The following is a 15,551-nucleotide window of genomic DNA, read 5'->3' as shown; positions in this document are numbered from 1 at the left end:
AGACATGATTGACTGGCTGATCCAACAACGATCCGATCTACCGGCCGTAGCACCAGAACTATGGCTAAGCGTACCCGAACGTGATCGGATGCGGACACTCCGCATGGAAAAACGGCGTGAAGAGTGGTTGCTCGGACGTTGGACAGCGCGGCGGCTCATCCAGGCCTGGACACAACGCGAGCTTGGCTTCGCGCCCCACCCAACGGAACTGATGATTCTGCCGGCCCCTGATGGCGCACCCGAAATCCATGCGCTTGATCCCGCCTTGCGGATGGCCCTCGGGACGGTACGCCTCACGATCAGCCATAGTGCGGGGCAGGCCTTTTGTGCGCTGGCCCCTGCGGGGGCACCGGTGGGTGCCGATATTGAGCAGATCGAGCCACGGCATGCGAACTTTGCCGAAACCTACTACACGCCTGGCGAGCTCGCGTTGCTCGAAGCCACCGATCCCTCCCACTACAACCTCTTGCTCAATGCAATCTGGAGCACCAAAGAGGCTGTCCTAAAAGCCTTACGGCACGGCTTGCGGGTTGATACACGTCTTGTCGAATGCCTGGTACCACTGCTCGACGCAGCAGACCAGGATGCTGGCTGGCGAGCATTTCTCGCCCACTGCGATCCGTCGCTTGGCGCACCGCCAGCTGGCGTACGCTGCTGGTGGCGCCAGGATCACCATGTTGTCCTGACGATTGCCGCCATTACCCCACGTCTCGTCACCGAGCAGGTGGGCAACCGACCGGTTATCCAGTCACCGCTGTATGGAATATGAGAGTCGAGACTTATGATGGAAGATTTTGTTCGTAAGCTCCGTGAACGTAAAGCCATTGCGGCTGGCACAGAAAAAGATGCGGCTGCGCAGCATCAGAAGGGTCGCCTGACGGCACGTGAGCGGATCGAGATATTGTTCGACCCCAATAGTTTCAATGAGATTGATACGCTGGTGACCCCGCGCTACGAGAGTTATATGGGTGGCAAGGGGTCACGGTTTGGTGATGGCGTCGTGACTGGCTTTGGCTTGATCAATGGGCGCCAGGTCTTTGCGGCGGCTCAGGATGCGAGCGTGATGGGTGGCTCACTCGGCGAGATGCACGCGAACAAGATCGTCAAGGCGATGCGGATGGCCCTGAGTTACGGCTGTCCTTTTGTGGCGCTGAATGACTCGGGTGGGGCGCGCATTCAAGAGGGCGTTGATAGTCTGGGGGGCTATGCCCGGATCTTCGATGCCAACTGTGAAGCCTCGGGGGTGATCCCGCAACTCTCGGTGATCCTCGGGCCATGTGCGGGCGGCGCCGTCTATTCGCCTGGGCTCACTGATTTTATTTTCATGACCGAAAACAGCTACATGTTCATCACTGGCCCAGAAGTCGTGCGCTCAGTGATGCAAGAGCAGGTCAGCCAGGAAGAACTGGGAGGGGGGAGAATTCACGCCACCGAGAGTGGGGTGGCGCACTTTCTCTCACGCGATGACCAGGAGTGTCTGCTGAAGGTGCGCGAATTGCTGAGCTACCTGCCCTCGAATAATATGAGCGACCCGCCGTATGTACCGCCCCGCGATGACCCCGAGCGCCGCTGTCCTGAGCTTGAGGAACTGGTACCGGTCGATCCGCAGAAGCCCTACGATGTGCGGGAAGTCATTGCTAGTATCGTGGATGACGGGCGTTTCCTAGAGGTTCACGAGCTCTGGGCGCAAAACATGGTCGTAGGCTTTGCGCGCCTGGATGGGTATGTGGTTGGGTTAGTGGCAAACCAGCCAATGTATTTAGCAGGCACGATTGACATCAAAGCTTCAATCAAGGCGACGCACTTTATTCGCATCTGTGATGCTTATAATATTCCGATCATCACTTTGCAAGATGTCCCTGGCTTTTTGCCTGGCACGAGTCAGGAATATGGAGGGATCATCCGCAACGGTGCGCGGCTCATTTATGCCTATTCCGAGGCAACGGTGCCCAAACTGATGCTAATTCTGCGCAAGAGCTATGGCGGGGCCTACTGCGTCATGAGCAGCAAAGGGCTCCGGGGCGACTTGCTGTATGCCTGGCCCAACGCCGAACTGGCGGTGATGGGGGCGGCAGGGGCGGTCAACATCCTCTTCCGCAACGAGGTCAAGGCGGCTGCGGACCCGAAGGCACGCAGCCAGCAACTGGTGAGCGACTATCAAGAGAAGTTCAACAACCCCTATGTTGCGGCGGCACGTGGTCTGATTGACGACGTGATCGAGCCACGCGACAGCCGACGGGTGCTCGTGCGGGCGCTGCACGTGACGCTCTCGAAACGTGACCGTCACCTGCCCAAGAAGCATGGCATTTCACCGATGTAGGAAGAGTTTCGCACGACAATGCAAGTTGCATTGGTATGCACGAAGGTGCTTGTATGTTCAAACGAGTATTGATCGCCAACCGAGGCGAAATCGCCGTGCGCATGGTTCGCGCCTGTCGTGACCTGGGCATTGCGGCGATAGCGGTCTACGAGCCTGGCGATGAAGGTGCGCTGCATGTCCGCCTGGCCGACGAGGCGTATCCCATTATGGCCCAACTAGGCTACCGTGACCCTGACGCGATGCTCGCGGCGGCGCGGACAAGCAAGGTTGATGCAGTGCTTCCGGGGTATGGGCTGATTTCCGAGCATCCAGGGTTTGCGCAGGCATGTGAAGCCGCTGGCATTGCTGTCGTTGGGCCGGGGAGCACAGTGCTCAGTCGGGTACGTGATAAAGTCGGTGCGATTGCGCACGCCAGGGCCGTCGGGATTCCAACAACACAGCCTTCGTCACGGATCTTTATGCCAGACGAAGCTCAAGCGCTCTTGAGTGAAGCCGACTCGGTTGGCTATCCGCTGGTGGTAAAAGCCTGTGCGGGTGGACGCGGACGGGGAACCTTTGTCGCCCGTGGACCAGATGATCTGCTTGGGGTCGTGCGACGGTCATCAGCGGCGGCCCAATCCGTCTATCTCGATGCACAGGTCTATCTCGAAAAGGCTGTGCTCCCTTCGCGTTATATCGAGGTACCCATTCTTGGCGATCATCACGGCAACTTGATCCATCTGGGTGAACGCGATGGTTCGATCCAGCGCAATACGCGCAAAGTGATCGAAGAGACACCGGCACCAAATCTGAGCCAGGCCCAACGCGAGGCGATCTGGGCAACCGCAATCCAGGTGGCGCGGCTCTTTTCGTGTCGCAGTGCGTGTACGATCGAGTTTGTGCTTGATGATGAAGGCAATCATTTCTTCACCGAGGTCAAACCGCGGCTCCAGGTCGAGCACCCGGTGAACGAGATGGTCACACGCATTGACGTGGTGCGTGAGCAGTTGCGCATTGCCGCAGGCCTGCCCCTGGGCTTTGCCCAGGAAGAGGTGCATCTGCAGGGGCACGCGATCTTCTGTCGCATCAACGCGGAAGATCCATGGCGTGGCTATTTGCCGAGCCCAGGACATATCACTGGCTTCCGCATCCCAGGTGGCCCTAATGTCCGGGTTGACACCTACGCCTATGCCGGGGCTGAAATTCCTGTGCGTTACGACTCGCTCCTGGCGAAACTGGTCGTCTGGGGACCAACCCGCGAGGAGTGCATACGCCGGGTGCATCGGGCGCTGCAAGAGTTTCAGATTACTGGTGTGCAAACGAACCTCGCGCTGCTCTGGCTCATCTTGAATGACGATGCCTTCATTGCGGGAACCTACACCACCGAATTTAGCCGACGACGCCTGCTCGAGATGCCACCAGTCAGCGATTACACCACCGATCTGGCGGCGATTGTCGCGCTCGCTTATCTCCAGCGCACCCAGGCGGCGCATCGAGCAATCCCCGAAGCCTTCACGAGTGGCTGGCACCGTGATAGTCGTCGTTTGCCACAGTGAAGAGGAGCACCTATGCGTCGTTTTTTTGTCACCATTAACGAAAATGATTTTGAGGTTGAGATAAGTGGTTCACCGAATATCGAAGGGTGGATCGAGGTACAGGTCAATGGTGAGCCAGTGCGGGTGAGGCTCCCCTGGTCGGCGACATCCGCACATAGCGCCTGGGCGATGGTGGGCAACCGTCCGCACGAGATCCTGATCGATCATGATCTGCACTGGATTCAGACAACCCGTGGGCGGCACAACGTGCAGATCCGTGACCGTGATACGCCGATTTCACGGCCACGGAGTGGCGACGGGCGCGTCAAAGCGCCCATTCCCGGCCTGATTGCCCGCATCCTGGTTGAAGCAGGCCAGTATGTGGAAGTAGGACAGCCAATACTGGTACTGGAAGCGATGAAGATGCAGAACGAGATCACGGCCCCCCGCAGCGGAACGATCAGCATGCTCAACATCCAGCCCGGTCAGAGTGTAAAACTGCACGAACTGCTAATCGAGATCAGCTGAGAGCGCATCATACCGATAGGTCAACTGATGGTCTGAGGGAGGGCAAGCCCTCCCTCAGACCATCACATCACTACCGTTTGCCAAGTTCAACCGAGCGACGGTAGGCGGCCCAGATCGCATCAGAGAGAACGGTACGCATCCCCCCGCGTTCGAGTTCGGAAATAGCGGCGGCACTTGTGCCACCTGGCGACGTCACCGCATTGCGCAGTTGCGCTGGATGCAACCCGCTCTGCTGCGCATAACGTACCGAGCCGAGCATCGTCTGCTGCACCAGTTCTTCGGCAATGCGCCGCGACAACCCGAGGTGAACCCCGGCATCAACCATCGCCTCCATCATCAAGAAGAAGTAGGCTGGCCCGGTACCATTGATCGCCGTCGCCATATCAAGATAGGCCTCGGTATCAACAAACAGCGCATACCCCAGCGCCCCGAGCACGGTCTCGGCCCACTCACGCTGCTCAAGGCTCACCTCGTGGGCCGCCGTCCAGACTGTCATACCCTCACCGATCACTGCGGGGGTATTGGGCATACTGCGCACCACCGCCGGATGGGCGAGCGCCTCGGCGATGCTCTGGATGGTCGCCCCGGCCACGACCGAAATGGCCAGATCATCGTCGCGTAACGTATGTTGCAGCGGCGGCAGCACGCGCTGCAGTTGTTGGGGTTTGACCGCCAGAATCACAATGCGGCCCCAACGTGCCGCCACGGCATTATCAGGGCTGGTATGCACCCCATAGGTAGCGGCCAGTTCACGGCGTCGCTCTTCCCGCGGATGGCTGACCAGAATCTGGTCAGGAGTGACCAGTTCCTGACGCAGCAGACCACCAATAACCGCCTCGCCCATCGCACCAGGCCCGATCACAGCAATTGGAAGGTGATGAAGCATGTTTTCTCTCCACTGGGCCTGCGGCCCCGAACCTCACCCCAGGGAGCGCGGGCAGCCCGCCCACTTTTGCCCTAGAAGCAATCTCTTATTGACGCAAAGGCGCAAAGCTGCGCCTTTGCGTCACACCAGCGAGAAGTCTACCGCAGATTACGTGCAATGGCAACTGGTGCAGTGCAGCCCAGCACAATCAGTGAGACTATGTTATTATCTATAAGCAACGATGTCTGTTCATATGTACAGCGAGCTTGCAGGGGCCGTGCGGGCACCCTGCTGGCTGTGGAGAAAAAGCATGACCCAGCGCTTTCAAGACAAAGTCGCCATTGTAACGGGCGCATCATCGGGGATCGGGCGAGCAACGGCGGTCGGTCTGGCCCGCGAGGGCGCGAAGGTAACAATTTGTGCCGATCGCAATGTCGAGGGTCTCGAGGAGACACGTCAAGAGCTTGAGGCACTCGGGGCCGAGTGTCTGGCCTTACAGGTCGATGTGCGAAACCAGGCAGCCATCGAGAGTTGCGTGCAGCAGACCCGCGAACGCTTTGGCACGATTGATATTCTGGTCAATAATGCCGGTACCGGACAATTCAGCCCGTTTCCGATGATGTCGAATGATGAGTATGACCGCGTGATGGATATCAACCTGCGTGGCACGTTCTACTTCTGCCGGGCGGTGCTGCCGATTATGCTCGAGCACGACTATGGCAAAATTGTCAATGTCACGTCGATTATGGGCGAGATTGCCGCGATGGGGCAGAGTGTTTACAATGCAAGCAAGGGGGCAGCCAAGCTGTTGACCCAGGGCATTGCGGTTGATGTGGCAGGGCGCAATATTAATGTCAATGCGGTCGCCCCAGGCATGGTGGTCACCAATATGACCCAGCGCATGTTTGGCGACAAAGAGCGCGAGCGCTATTTTGTCGAACGCATTCCGAAGCGCCGCATTGGGCAACCCGAAGATATTGCTGGGCCAATCCTCTTCCTGTGCAGCGATGAAGCAAGCTACATCCACGGCACGACCCTGGTGGTTGATGGCGGCATGCTCTGCACCCGTTGAGGAACGTTTTTCTGTGGAGTGACCAAAAAAGCCAGCATAGCTGGCTTTTTTGGTCACTCCACAGAAGGCGGCTGCGGTTCGTCAATGGTAAAATAGCACGATTATTAGCGGCAAGCCTAGAAAGAACGATATCCATGACAAACTTCCTACGACGGCTCACGCTTGCAGCGGCGCTCTTTGTAACAATGCTGCTGGCCGCATGCACGGTTGGGCAGAACGGGGCTCCCGCCCCGCTTGAAGAGCCGACCGCGACCTTCTCTGAGCAAGCAAGCCTTGACGCAACGACCGAGGCTGATCCGCTCTTCGTTGAGTTTGGCAACCTTGTCCCCTACGAGCATCCCTCGGGCGTCTTTTCGTTTGATGTGCCCGCAAATTGGGTCCTGATTGATCAGAGCAGGCCTGATGAACTTTTTATGACCTGGACTGATACGACCCGCAAGGGCGGCGTGATGATTAATCTCTTTGAGGACGAGACGGCCTATAACGAAGAGGAATTACTGAGCATTCTCGACGCCTTTCTCAACAATAATTTCCGTGGGCAACCTGGCTTTGAAAATGATGATCCAGAGATCCAGAATGATGGGAGTATCTTGTTAGCATGGGCCTATGTTGCGACTGCGGCTTCGGGTGAAGAGTTTCTCCTATTGGGCAATAGTTTCGTTGAGCAACGGGGCAATAAGATCTCGATTCTGACGACCCTGATCCCCGATGAACGGTTTGACGAGTATACTGAGGTAACGAATGTGATGATTAATAGCTATCGCATCAATCCTGATGCGTCGTTATGAGTTTTCAGGGGGCCTAGCGGCCCCTGAAAACTCGCTTGTGCTGGCGACAACGGCCAGCAAAGCTGGCCGTTGTCGCCAACACAAGCAACAATATAGTATGAGGAAAGTGATGACAGATGCACGTATGCTTGCCCAGACCATGCTTGGAACAGAGCCGTATGGGTTGTTGATTGGTGAAGAATGGTGTCCGGCTACCGGTGGCGGTCGGTTTACGGTGACGAATCCTGCAACGGGCGATCAACTTGCCGAGGTAGCTGATGCCAATGAGCTTGATGTGCAGGCTGCCATTGATGCTGCTGCGGCGGCCCTGCCCACCTGGGCCGTTGTGCCTGCGCCGGCACGGGCGGCGATCCTCCGTCGGGCGGCAGGGTTGATGCTGGAAGAGCAGGAGCGCCTGGCAACCGTCATGACGCTCGAGCAGGGCAAGCCGCTCGCCGAGGCGCGTGGCGAGATTGCCTATGCGGCGAGCTTTTTGACCTGGTTTGCCGGTGAAGCCGAGCGCATCTATGGCATGACGATCCCGGCGAGTGTCGCGAACAAACGGTTGCTTGTCTTGCGGCAGCCTGTTGGGGTCTGCGCGATGATTACGCCCTGGAATTTCCCGAGTGCGATGATTACGCGCAAGCTCGGGCCGGCCCTCGCCGCAGGATGCACAGCGGTGATCAAGCCAGCCGAGCAGACGCCGCTCTCGGCACTTGAGTTGGGGCGGATCTTGCGCCAGGCCGGGTTGCCCGCTGGGGTCTGCAATATTGTAACCTGCCAAGATCCGGTGCCCTTCAGCACGACGATTTTTGGCGATGAGCGGGTGCGCAAGGTGAGCTTCACCGGCTCGACCGAGGTTGGCAAGTTGTTGATTCAGCAGTCAGCCGCGACGGTCAAGCGGCTCTCGCTAGAGCTTGGCGGCAATGCGCCGTTCATTGTCTTTGCCGATGCGGATCTTGATGCGGCGGTGAGCGGGGCGCTTGCCTCGAAGTTTCGCAATGCTGGTCAAACCTGTGTCTGCGCCAATCGGATCTTTGTGCAACGCTCGATCTATGAGGCGTTTGCCGAGCGCTTTACGGCCAGGGTGGCGGCGATGCAGGTCGGCAACGGGCTCGACCCGGCGACGGTGATTGGGCCACTGATTGATGAGCAGGCGCGTACCAAAGTCGAACGCCACGTCGCCGATGCGCTGGCGGGTGGCGCTGCGATCTTGACTGGCGGTAGCGCGGTTGCGCCCGAGACGCAGTTCTGGACGCCAACGGTACTGGCACATGCCACGCCAACGATGCTGGTCGCCCGCGAAGAGACGTTCGGCCCTGTGGCCCCGCTGATCGGCTTCGATGACGAGGCCGAGGTGCTTGGGTATGCCAATGCAACACCCTTTGGCCTGGCGGCCTACTGCTACACCCGCGATCTCAGCCGGGCCTGGCGGATGGCCGAGGGGCTAGAGTATGGCATCGTCGGCATCAATGACGCCATCCCCTCGACCGCCCAGGCCCCCTTTGGCGGGTTCAAGCAGAGTGGGCTTGGGCGCGAGGGCGGGCCGAGTGGCATTGACGAGTATCTCGAAGAAAAGTATGTCTCGATGGGCTTATAGACGCCGCACCGCCTGAGCATTGCGAAAGACAAGATTCGCCATCGGGATATAGACCGGCCCGTCGGGGCCTTCGAGCAGCGCCAGGGGGCGTAGTTCCACACTGCGCCCCTCGTCGTTGGGCATATCCACCGTCCAGTCAAGCCGTATCTCGATGCGTGCGCCAGGTTCTAGGGTCAAACCTTCGGGGGGCACGGGCGTCGCCGTTCCATCAGCGGCAATCTGTTTGAGATCCTCGGGGCCGTAGCTCAAGGCTGGATTGGTCGGAATGATGCCGCGAAACTGGTAGGTCGTACGCGTCGGATTCACCAGGGTGGTCACAAGTGGCTGCGGCTCTTCAAAGACCCCACGGGTCTGAAACACCGTGAAGAAACCCGGCGTCTGACCCGTCAGAATTTCGACCCGCAACTCGCCGACAGGCACCTCGTAGCTACGGGTCGAGGTGCGGATCAGCATCCCGGTGAAGGTATGCTCGCCAGGGGCAAGGGCGCGCACGTCGAGCGTGAGATTGCGCCGCGAACGTAAACCGCCGATCGCCTGAGAAAAGGTCTGAGCATTCACTACCTCGATCAGCGGCGAAGCAGGGGTCAACGCGACGGCCTCGACCGCATCGCGCTCGAAAGCATCAAGCCGCGAGAACTCGAGCAGCAGGTTCATACTAAAGACTTCATCAACCAGGACAGCATAAGCCCCCTGATTGGCAATAACGCTCACAGGCGCGGGGGTAGGGGTCGGTTCAGCAGAGGCCCCTGGCGAACCACAGGCAACCAGCAAGACAAGGCCCAGAACGAAGATCAGAGAGCGCATACATCCTACTCAGCTAGGTGACGCAGAAGGCGCTTGACCTTCTTGCGTTCATTGCGATAGACCAGCACAAAGAAGACGAACAACAGGGGTAATAAGACCGGCCAGTTGGCCCGTTCATCCTGAAGTTGCCGCATCAAGGCCCGCATTTGCACAAGAAACGGGTAACGTGAGATCTGAACTTCAAGAATATTGTTAATCTCTCTTTGCCAACGCGACGGATTGTCACCAGACGATGCTTCCATTATGAGGCCTCCAAACTAGGCTGACAGGGGGCAACCCGCAGCGTACGTTCAGCGCGATAGGTCACGAGACCCGGCGGGCCACCCGGTATTTTGCGGACATGGGCACGCCGACAGAGGTCAACCTCAACGGCGGCCTCATTGCGGGCCTGGCTGAAATAGGCGGCCAGGCATGCCGCTTCGTGCAACGTAGCTTCAGGCACTTCGCGGCCGCCTGAACGCACCAGAACGTGCGACCCATGCAGGGTACGCACATGCACCCAGAGATCGTCGCTTCGTCCGATTCGAAAGGTCACCTCCTCATTCTGGCGGGCGCTGCGCCCGATATAGAGATCAAAGCCATCACTGGAGACCAGGTGCAAGGGGCGGGTGGCAGCAGCGCGCTGACGCCGCCGGGACGTGGTGGGATCGGGATGCTCACGGATAAAACCGAATTCCTCGGCTTCGCGGGCGATCTGTTCAACCTCTTCATAGGTATCGCTGAGGTGAAGCAGCACCACGAGTTGATCGAGCGCAGTGAGTTGGGTTTCAGCTTCGGCCAGGCGTTCGGGCAGGCCCGCGACCGCGCTCCGGGCCTTCTCATACTGACGAAAGCGATCGCGGGCCTGTTCAACCGGTGAACGCTGCGGATCAAGGGCGATGACCCGCCCTTCGACCTCAAGGCTGGTCTGGCCGGGGCGCAGACTATGGAGAAAGGCAAAGATCATCTCGCCTTCCCAGCGCAACTGATCGAGCTCGCGGGCACGTTCGAGTTCCGTTGCAAGCTGGTCGTAGCGGCGCGCCAGGCGTTCACGGGTCGTGCCAAACGCTTGCACGAGCGCCTCGCGGCGCTGCGTATGACCAGTCACCGTCTCGCGGGAGGCGTAGAACTGCTCGAGGGCCGCGCTGATCGACGGCATAGGCACAACCGGATTGAGGTGGGTCAACGTGTAGGGGGCATAGGCCACCGGCCCTTCGGGGCCAGTGGCGAGCGAGGGGGAGGCTTGCTCCCCCATCAGTTCACGTAAACGAGCGGCAAGCAGATAGTGGGGCAACGGCTCATCAAGTCGCGCCTGGGTACGTCCGAGCGCCCGGAAAACGACTTCACGCGCAAGCTGAGGCGAAACACCGCGATACCCGGCAACAAGGGCGCGAACCAGGTCCACCTGACCGGTCTCGGCGAGGGCAGCGAGGCCAGCCGCCGTAGCAAGGGTCGGATCGCGGCGGTCGAGCGGCGGCGGCAACTCGTAGACACGGCGGGGCATCACCACACGGCTACTCATCCGCGGCGTCACGCGCTTGATGCTATCGAGGATCAGATTATTATCATCAACCAGGAGAATATTGCTGCGCCGATCCTGCGGCTCAATAATCAACTCACAGGTCAGCAACCTACCAGTGCGCCGGGAGCGCGGGCGTGGCGACGCCGCCAACGCGGCATCCTCACCCGTCTCATCATCAAAGTCAGGCAACGCATCAAAGTCATCATCAGGTTGCAGATCCAAGGACTCAGGTAACTGGTGAGAAACATCCCTGTGAGCAAGGGCGTCCCGCCCTCGAACACTCCCCGAGGGCGCGACACCCTCGCTCACAGGCGACGGACTATCGGCGGCGGAATCAGTGTTGCGGATCTCCTCAGCTTTGACTATACTAAGGAGAAGCACGCGTTCGAGAGGTGGTTGTTCAACGGCCGTGATGCGCCCACCGAGCACATACTTGCGCAAGAGGAGCAAGAGTGGCGTCTCTTGCTGAACACCACGGGTCAGACGCCCCTCGACGAGATGGACACGAGCCAATTGCGGATGAGCTGAAGCAAGCACCTGATAACGACGGCCATGGGCATAGACCTCAAGCCCGAGGCTGAGCGGGCCAGTCAGCAAGACACGCTGCACACGGCCATGCAGAATCGTCGCCCGTAACTCTTCAGCGACTGCGGCAAGGGTCAACGCATCAAAATACATCGCGACGCCTGGCTCCTCTTGGATCGTGCCGAACCCTCGTAAGGCCCTGAAGTAGGATACCACAAACGTGAGAACAGAACCATGACCGAGCAGCATTATAATCCACTGCTGGCAGGAGCGCCGCCTCAGCCATTGCTGATCGTGATCTCGGGGCCATCAGGCGTCGGCAAAGACTCGGTCTTGATGCGCATGCGGAAACTAGGTTTACCCTTTCATTTTGTCGTTACGGCCACGAGTCGGGCGATTCGGCCTGGCGAACTTGACGGCTACGATTATCATTTTGTGAGTGAGGAACGTTTTCGCGAGATGATCGCCAACGAAGAACTGCTCGAATGGGCAGAAGTCTATGGGCAGTACAAAGGCATCCCGCGTTTTGAGATTCGGGAAGCAATGGCAAGCGGGCGCGATGTCGTGTTACGGATCAATGTTGATGGCGCAGCGACCATCAAAGCGCTTGCGCCCGAAGCGATCTTTATCTTTCTCGCGCCCGGCTCGCCGGAAGAACTCCGACGGCGGTTGATGCTGCGGCGCACCGAAGATCCTGCGACCATCGAACGCCGCCTTGAGGTCGCCAGCGACGAAATGGCGCGGCTTGAGCTCTTTGATTATGTCGTGCTCAATCGTGAAGATCAGCTCGACGAAGCCGTGAATCAGATCCATTCGATTATGATCGCCGAAAAGCATCGGGTTTTTCCACGTCACGTCGAACTCTAAAAGGCTGTCTGAAAAGTCGACGGGCTACACCGGAGTGCAGGCTTATGGTCTTTCAGAAATGAATCCGCTCTCGCCCGCGCAGGCGGGCTTCGCTTCCCCGAGCCGAGGGCTTCATCCCCACGGCATCGGGCGCATACCGGATTATGTACTTGAACCATGAGCCGGCTAAAGCCGGCCCTCCAAGGGCACACCACGTAGTGGAGAACGATGCTGACACCCTTTGCAGACAGCCTCCAAGGAAAGCAGCAATGATGATTAGTGAGCGGTTAGAAGCCGATTTGAAAATTGCGATGAAAGCGGGGGAGCGCACCAGGGTGGAGACCATTCGCAATGCGCGGGCCGCCTTGCAGAGTGCCCAACTTGAGGCTGCAAAACAGCGTTTTGATGCCGCAGCGCGCGCAATAGAGGCCGAGCACGCCCACGATCCAGCGGCCCGTGAAGCAGCCTTGGCCGCGATTGATGCCCAGGGGCGCGTGAGCTTGACCGCCGAAGAACAAGAAGCCGTGCTCACCAAAGAGGTCAAACGGCGCTATGAGGCCGCCGAGATATACCGTAAAGCTGGACGTATGGAATTAGCAGCCGTTGAAGAGGCTGAGCTTGCCATTTTGCAAGCGTATCTGCCCCGTATGCTCAGTGTTGAAGAGTTACGGCCTGAAGTTGCGGCCTTGATTGCCGAATTGGGGCTGAGTGGCCCGGCGGCAATGGGCAAACTGATGCCGACTCTAATAGAGCGTTTCAAAGGGCGCGCCGACGGACGCGCCTTGAGCCAGGTAGCGCGTGAATTACTCGCCAACGGGTAACACACCGCACTCCTGCGACTTCGCCACCGTGAAGTCAACATACGTCGGAAAGAGGCTGCGGCCCCGAGCCGGCGCTCTGTGCATATGAATACTACGCGACCACGCTGGCTTGCCAGCCTTTCCCATGTTCGACCACAACGTCAGACCGTGGCTGAGCCAAGGCGTCTCAGGATAACCCTCTTGCTTGAAGGGTTGTTGTTGATGCTTGGCATCTGGGCCGCGCTCACCGTGAGTTTACCTGGACAATATGGGCAACTTGAGGTTGGCGTACCGAGCCCGATCAGCATCTGGGCACCCAACGAAGTGAGTTATGTCAGTGAGGTTTTGACGGCCGAGCGTCAGGCGCAGGCCGCCAACAGCCCCGACAACCTGATCTATGTCTATGATCCGCAGATCCCGGTGCAACAGCGCCAGAATCTCGTTGCGTTGCTCGATACCATCACGAGTGTCCGTGAAGACCCATCGCTGACCCGGGCGCAACGCCTGACTACGCTCGCCTCACTGCCCAATGCGGCCTTGCAGATCAGCGAGGCGCAAGCCGATGTGATGCTAACGCTCGATGAAGTGCGGTGGGATCAGCTGCGCACGCAGACACTTGCCCTTTATGATCGGGCGATCGAGCGTTACGATTTTGCGATTGACGAGCGGGCCTTATTGCAACTGCGTGAACGCTGGCTGACCTACTGGCTCGCCACAACGAGTCTTTCGCCGACGCAACGTGAACTGGCGACCTTCTTTACCGAGTCGTTTCTGCGGGTCAACCGTACGCTTGACGAAGCAGCCACCGCGCAACGCCGCGAAGAGGTCTCCAACAACGTACCCCCCCAGTCGGTCCGCGTGCTAGCGGGTGAACGCATTGTAAGCACCGGCGAAATTATCACTCCCGAGATTATCGAGAAACTACAACGCACTGGCGCGATGCCACGGCCGCTCAGTTGGAGCGATATTCTGGGGCGAGGGTTGTTTTCGGCCCTGCTTGCGGCCGGATTCATGGCCTACGCTGTGATCTACGAGGCACCGCTTGCCATGCGGCCACGCTCGCTGGTAGTCTTGATCATCTTGATCAACGCAACCCTGATCGCCGCACGCCTGCTCTTGCCCCTGGTACCAGCGTGGCCGCACTATTTTCCCCTGGCAACGATGGCGATCATCTTCGCGGTTGTTTTTAGCGGGCGCATCAGTATCACGGCATCAGCACTGATGGCGGCGGTGATCGGGGTGATGGAACAGGATGCGTTGCCGCTGGCGATCACGCTTGTTGCCACCTGCGTCGTTGCGGTACTGGCGGTGCGGTCAGCTGATCGCATTTTTACCTTCCTCATCGCAGGCGTGAGTGTCGCAATGACGGCCTTTGGGATGACCCTGGCCTTCTGGCTGATGGAGAGTCCTTCGTTGCAAATGGCTACCCTCTCGAGTGCGCTACTGCCAATGGTGCTCTTTGCCGGGATGAATGGTGGGCTCGCGACGATTCTCTCGCTGGGGGTCTTCAACCTGGTCAGCCGGGCCGCGGGTCAGGTTACGCCGCTTCAATTGATGGAACTGGCCCATCCATCGCGCCCATTGTTGCGCAAGTTGATCCGCGAGGCACCGGGCACCTACTACCACAGTGTTGCGGTTGGCAACCTGGCCGAAGCGGCCGCCGAGGCGGTCGGGGCCGATGCGCTCTTGCTACGCGTGGGGGCCTACTATCACGACATCGGCAAGACAATCAGGCCCTATTTCTTTACCGACAATCAGATGGGGCGCGAAAATGTGCATAACGATCTCGACCCGGTGACGAGTGCGCAGATCATTGTGGATCATGTGCGCGAAGGGGTGAAGATGGCGCAGGCCGAGGGTTTGCCGTCGCAGATCGTGGATTTCATTGCGACCCACCATGGCACGGGCGTGATTCGCCATTTTTACCAGCAGGCCCTGCAACAACAGGACACCGTCAACGAAGCTGATTTCCGTTACCCAGGCCCGCGCCCCCACACCCGCGAACAGGCGATCATGATGTTAGCCGACTCGGTCGAGGCGACGGTGCGCTCGAAAGCGCAGAATGGCAAACTGGCCCCATCGCGCACCACTGACGGCCAGGTCTCGGGCGGTCTGAATGGCGCAATGGCCCTGGACGAACTAGTCAAGAGCATTATCGAGACCCGGGTTCGTGAAGGCGAGCTTGATCTGGCCCCGCTGACGATGCACGATCTGACGCTGATCAAGCAGGCGTTCGTGACAAGTTTGCAGTCGATTTATCATCCCCGCGTCGATTATTCGCCACAGACAGGGCGGTAGCACCGTCTCGGCGGGGGGGCCGGGCAGTGGCCGGGCCGGGGCCGGGCAGGGGCGAGGGGCCGGGCAGGGGCGAGGGGTAGGGCAGGGGTGGGGCGGGCCGGGGGGGGGGGG

General features: G+C 59.2%; 14 protein-coding genes. 10 read left to right on the top strand and 4 right to left on the bottom strand.

Annotation, left to right across the window (positions count from 1 at the left end; all coding sequences use genetic code 11):
- Nucleotides 1-4 precede the first annotated feature (4 nt).
- Genes EKD05_RS01535 through EKD05_RS01520 form a run of 4 tightly spaced genes read left to right on the top strand, consistent with a single transcriptional unit; the run spans nt 5 to nt 4,362 of the window.
- Entirely contained in the window at nt 5-769 is a 765-nt protein-coding gene (locus EKD05_RS01535; RefSeq protein WP_129670554.1) for a 4'-phosphopantetheinyl transferase superfamily protein, read from the top strand.
- A 15-nt stretch (nt 770-784) separates the two neighbouring features.
- The gene (locus EKD05_RS01530) at nt 785-2,320 is read left to right on the top strand and encodes an acyl-CoA carboxylase subunit beta (protein WP_129670737.1); all 1,536 of its coding nucleotides are present in this window, start codon (nt 785-787) and stop codon (nt 2,318-2,320) included.
- A gap of 53 nt (nt 2,321-2,373) precedes the next feature.
- Complete coding sequence (locus EKD05_RS01525; protein WP_129670553.1) at nt 2,374-3,855, top strand: acetyl/propionyl/methylcrotonyl-CoA carboxylase subunit alpha; 1,482 nt, start codon at nt 2,374-2,376, stop codon at nt 3,853-3,855.
- Between the two features lie 12 nt (nt 3,856-3,867).
- The gene (locus tag EKD05_RS01520; RefSeq protein ID WP_129670552.1) at nt 3,868-4,362 is read left to right on the top strand and encodes an acetyl-CoA carboxylase biotin carboxyl carrier protein subunit; all 495 of its coding nucleotides are present in this window, start codon (nt 3,868-3,870) and stop codon (nt 4,360-4,362) included.
- Nucleotides 4,363-4,432: 70 nt separating this feature from the next.
- Here the strand turns inward: EKD05_RS01520 and proC are convergent, their stop codons facing one another.
- The gene (gene proC, locus EKD05_RS01515) at nt 4,433-5,248 is read right to left on the bottom strand and encodes a pyrroline-5-carboxylate reductase (RefSeq protein ID WP_129670551.1); all 816 of its coding nucleotides are present in this window, start codon (nt 5,246-5,248) and stop codon (nt 4,433-4,435) included.
- 289 nt (nt 5,249-5,537) lie between these two features.
- Here proC and EKD05_RS01510 point away from each other — a divergent pair, with 289 nt between their 5' ends.
- The 3 genes from EKD05_RS01510 (at nt 5,538) to EKD05_RS01500 (ending at nt 8,666) form a co-directional block, all read left to right on the top strand.
- Nucleotides 5,538-6,299: an SDR family NAD(P)-dependent oxidoreductase gene (locus EKD05_RS01510; RefSeq protein WP_165360539.1), complete on the top strand. Its 762-nt coding sequence runs from the start codon at nt 5,538-5,540 to the stop codon at nt 6,297-6,299.
- Between the two features lie 134 nt (nt 6,300-6,433).
- The gene (locus EKD05_RS01505) at nt 6,434-7,087 is read left to right on the top strand and encodes a hypothetical protein (RefSeq protein WP_129670549.1); all 654 of its coding nucleotides are present in this window, start codon (nt 6,434-6,436) and stop codon (nt 7,085-7,087) included.
- 109 nt (nt 7,088-7,196) lie between these two features.
- Nucleotides 7,197-8,666, top strand: a complete 1,470-nt coding sequence (locus EKD05_RS01500) for an NAD-dependent succinate-semialdehyde dehydrogenase (protein WP_240695576.1) — start codon at nt 7,197-7,199, stop codon at nt 8,664-8,666.
- Here EKD05_RS01500 and EKD05_RS01495 read toward each other — a convergent pair.
- From EKD05_RS01495 to EKD05_RS01485, 3 genes are read right to left on the bottom strand one after another with little or no spacing between them, the layout of a single operon-like run.
- Nucleotides 8,661-9,470: a hypothetical protein gene (locus tag EKD05_RS01495; protein WP_129670548.1), complete on the bottom strand. Its 810-nt coding sequence runs from the start codon at nt 9,468-9,470 to the stop codon at nt 8,661-8,663. The two genes, EKD05_RS01500 and EKD05_RS01495, sit on opposite strands and share 6 nt — an antisense overlap.
- 5 nt (nt 9,471-9,475) lie before the next feature.
- Entirely contained in the window at nt 9,476-9,712 is a 237-nt protein-coding gene (locus tag EKD05_RS01490) for a hypothetical protein (protein WP_129670547.1), read from the bottom strand.
- Nucleotides 9,712-11,649 (bottom strand): NFACT family protein, encoded by a 1,938-nt coding sequence (locus EKD05_RS01485; protein WP_129670546.1) that lies wholly within the window; start codon nt 11,647-11,649, stop codon nt 9,712-9,714. Before EKD05_RS01485 ends, EKD05_RS01490 begins: the two co-directional genes overlap by 1 nt.
- 81 nt (nt 11,650-11,730) lie before the next feature.
- Here EKD05_RS01485 and EKD05_RS01480 point away from each other — a divergent pair, with 81 nt between their 5' ends.
- The 3 genes from EKD05_RS01480 (at nt 11,731) to EKD05_RS01470 (ending at nt 15,440) form a co-directional block, all read left to right on the top strand.
- Nucleotides 11,731-12,363 (top strand): guanylate kinase, encoded by a 633-nt coding sequence (locus EKD05_RS01480; RefSeq protein ID WP_129670545.1) that lies wholly within the window; start codon nt 11,731-11,733, stop codon nt 12,361-12,363.
- A gap of 248 nt (nt 12,364-12,611) precedes the next feature.
- Nucleotides 12,612-13,163, top strand: coding sequence for a GatB/YqeY domain-containing protein (locus EKD05_RS01475; protein WP_129670544.1), 552 nt, complete (start codon nt 12,612-12,614; stop codon nt 13,161-13,163).
- Nucleotides 13,164-13,247: 84 nt separating this feature from the next.
- The gene (locus EKD05_RS01470; RefSeq protein ID WP_129670543.1) at nt 13,248-15,440 is read left to right on the top strand and encodes an HD family phosphohydrolase; all 2,193 of its coding nucleotides are present in this window, start codon (nt 13,248-13,250) and stop codon (nt 15,438-15,440) included.
- Nucleotides 15,441-15,551: the final 111 nt, after the last annotated feature.

This window comes from Candidatus Chloroploca sp. Khr17, from assembly GCF_004138165.1.
GTDB lineage: Bacteria > Chloroflexota > Chloroflexia > Chloroflexales > Chloroflexaceae > Chloroploca.
The sequence above is the reverse complement of the archived record's forward strand: the minus strand, read 5'-3'. Positions and strand labels throughout refer to the sequence as shown.

Coding starts and splice junctions, on each gene's coding strand:
- EKD05_RS01480 (WP_129670545.1), top strand. CDS start 11,731: ATGACCGAGCAGCATTATAATCCACTGCTGGCAGGAGCGCCGCCTCAG.
- EKD05_RS01475 (WP_129670544.1), top strand. CDS start 12,612: ATGATGATTAGTGAGCGGTTAGAAGCCGATTTGAAAATTGCGATGAAA.
- EKD05_RS01500 (WP_240695576.1), top strand. CDS start 7,197: ATGACAGATGCACGTATGCTTGCCCAGACCATGCTTGGAACAGAGCCG.
- EKD05_RS01505 (WP_129670549.1), top strand. CDS start 6,434: ATGACAAACTTCCTACGACGGCTCACGCTTGCAGCGGCGCTCTTTGTA.
- EKD05_RS01530 (WP_129670737.1), top strand. CDS start 785: ATGGAAGATTTTGTTCGTAAGCTCCGTGAACGTAAAGCCATTGCGGCT.
- EKD05_RS01535 (WP_129670554.1), top strand. CDS start 5: ATGATTGACTGGCTGATCCAACAACGATCCGATCTACCGGCCGTAGCA.
- EKD05_RS01470 (WP_129670543.1), top strand. CDS start 13,248: ATGAATACTACGCGACCACGCTGGCTTGCCAGCCTTTCCCATGTTCGA.
- proC (WP_129670551.1), bottom strand. CDS start 5,248: ATGCTTCATCACCTTCCAATTGCTGTGATCGGGCCTGGTGCGATGGGC.
- EKD05_RS01520 (WP_129670552.1), top strand. CDS start 3,868: ATGCGTCGTTTTTTTGTCACCATTAACGAAAATGATTTTGAGGTTGAG.
- EKD05_RS01490 (WP_129670547.1), bottom strand. CDS start 9,712: ATGGAAGCATCGTCTGGTGACAATCCGTCGCGTTGGCAAAGAGAGATT.
- EKD05_RS01485 (WP_129670546.1), bottom strand. CDS start 11,649: ATGTATTTTGATGCGTTGACCCTTGCCGCAGTCGCTGAAGAGTTACGG.
- EKD05_RS01495 (WP_129670548.1), bottom strand. CDS start 9,470: ATGCGCTCTCTGATCTTCGTTCTGGGCCTTGTCTTGCTGGTTGCCTGT.
- EKD05_RS01525 (WP_129670553.1), top strand. CDS start 2,374: ATGTTCAAACGAGTATTGATCGCCAACCGAGGCGAAATCGCCGTGCGC.
- EKD05_RS01510 (WP_165360539.1), top strand. CDS start 5,538: ATGACCCAGCGCTTTCAAGACAAAGTCGCCATTGTAACGGGCGCATCA.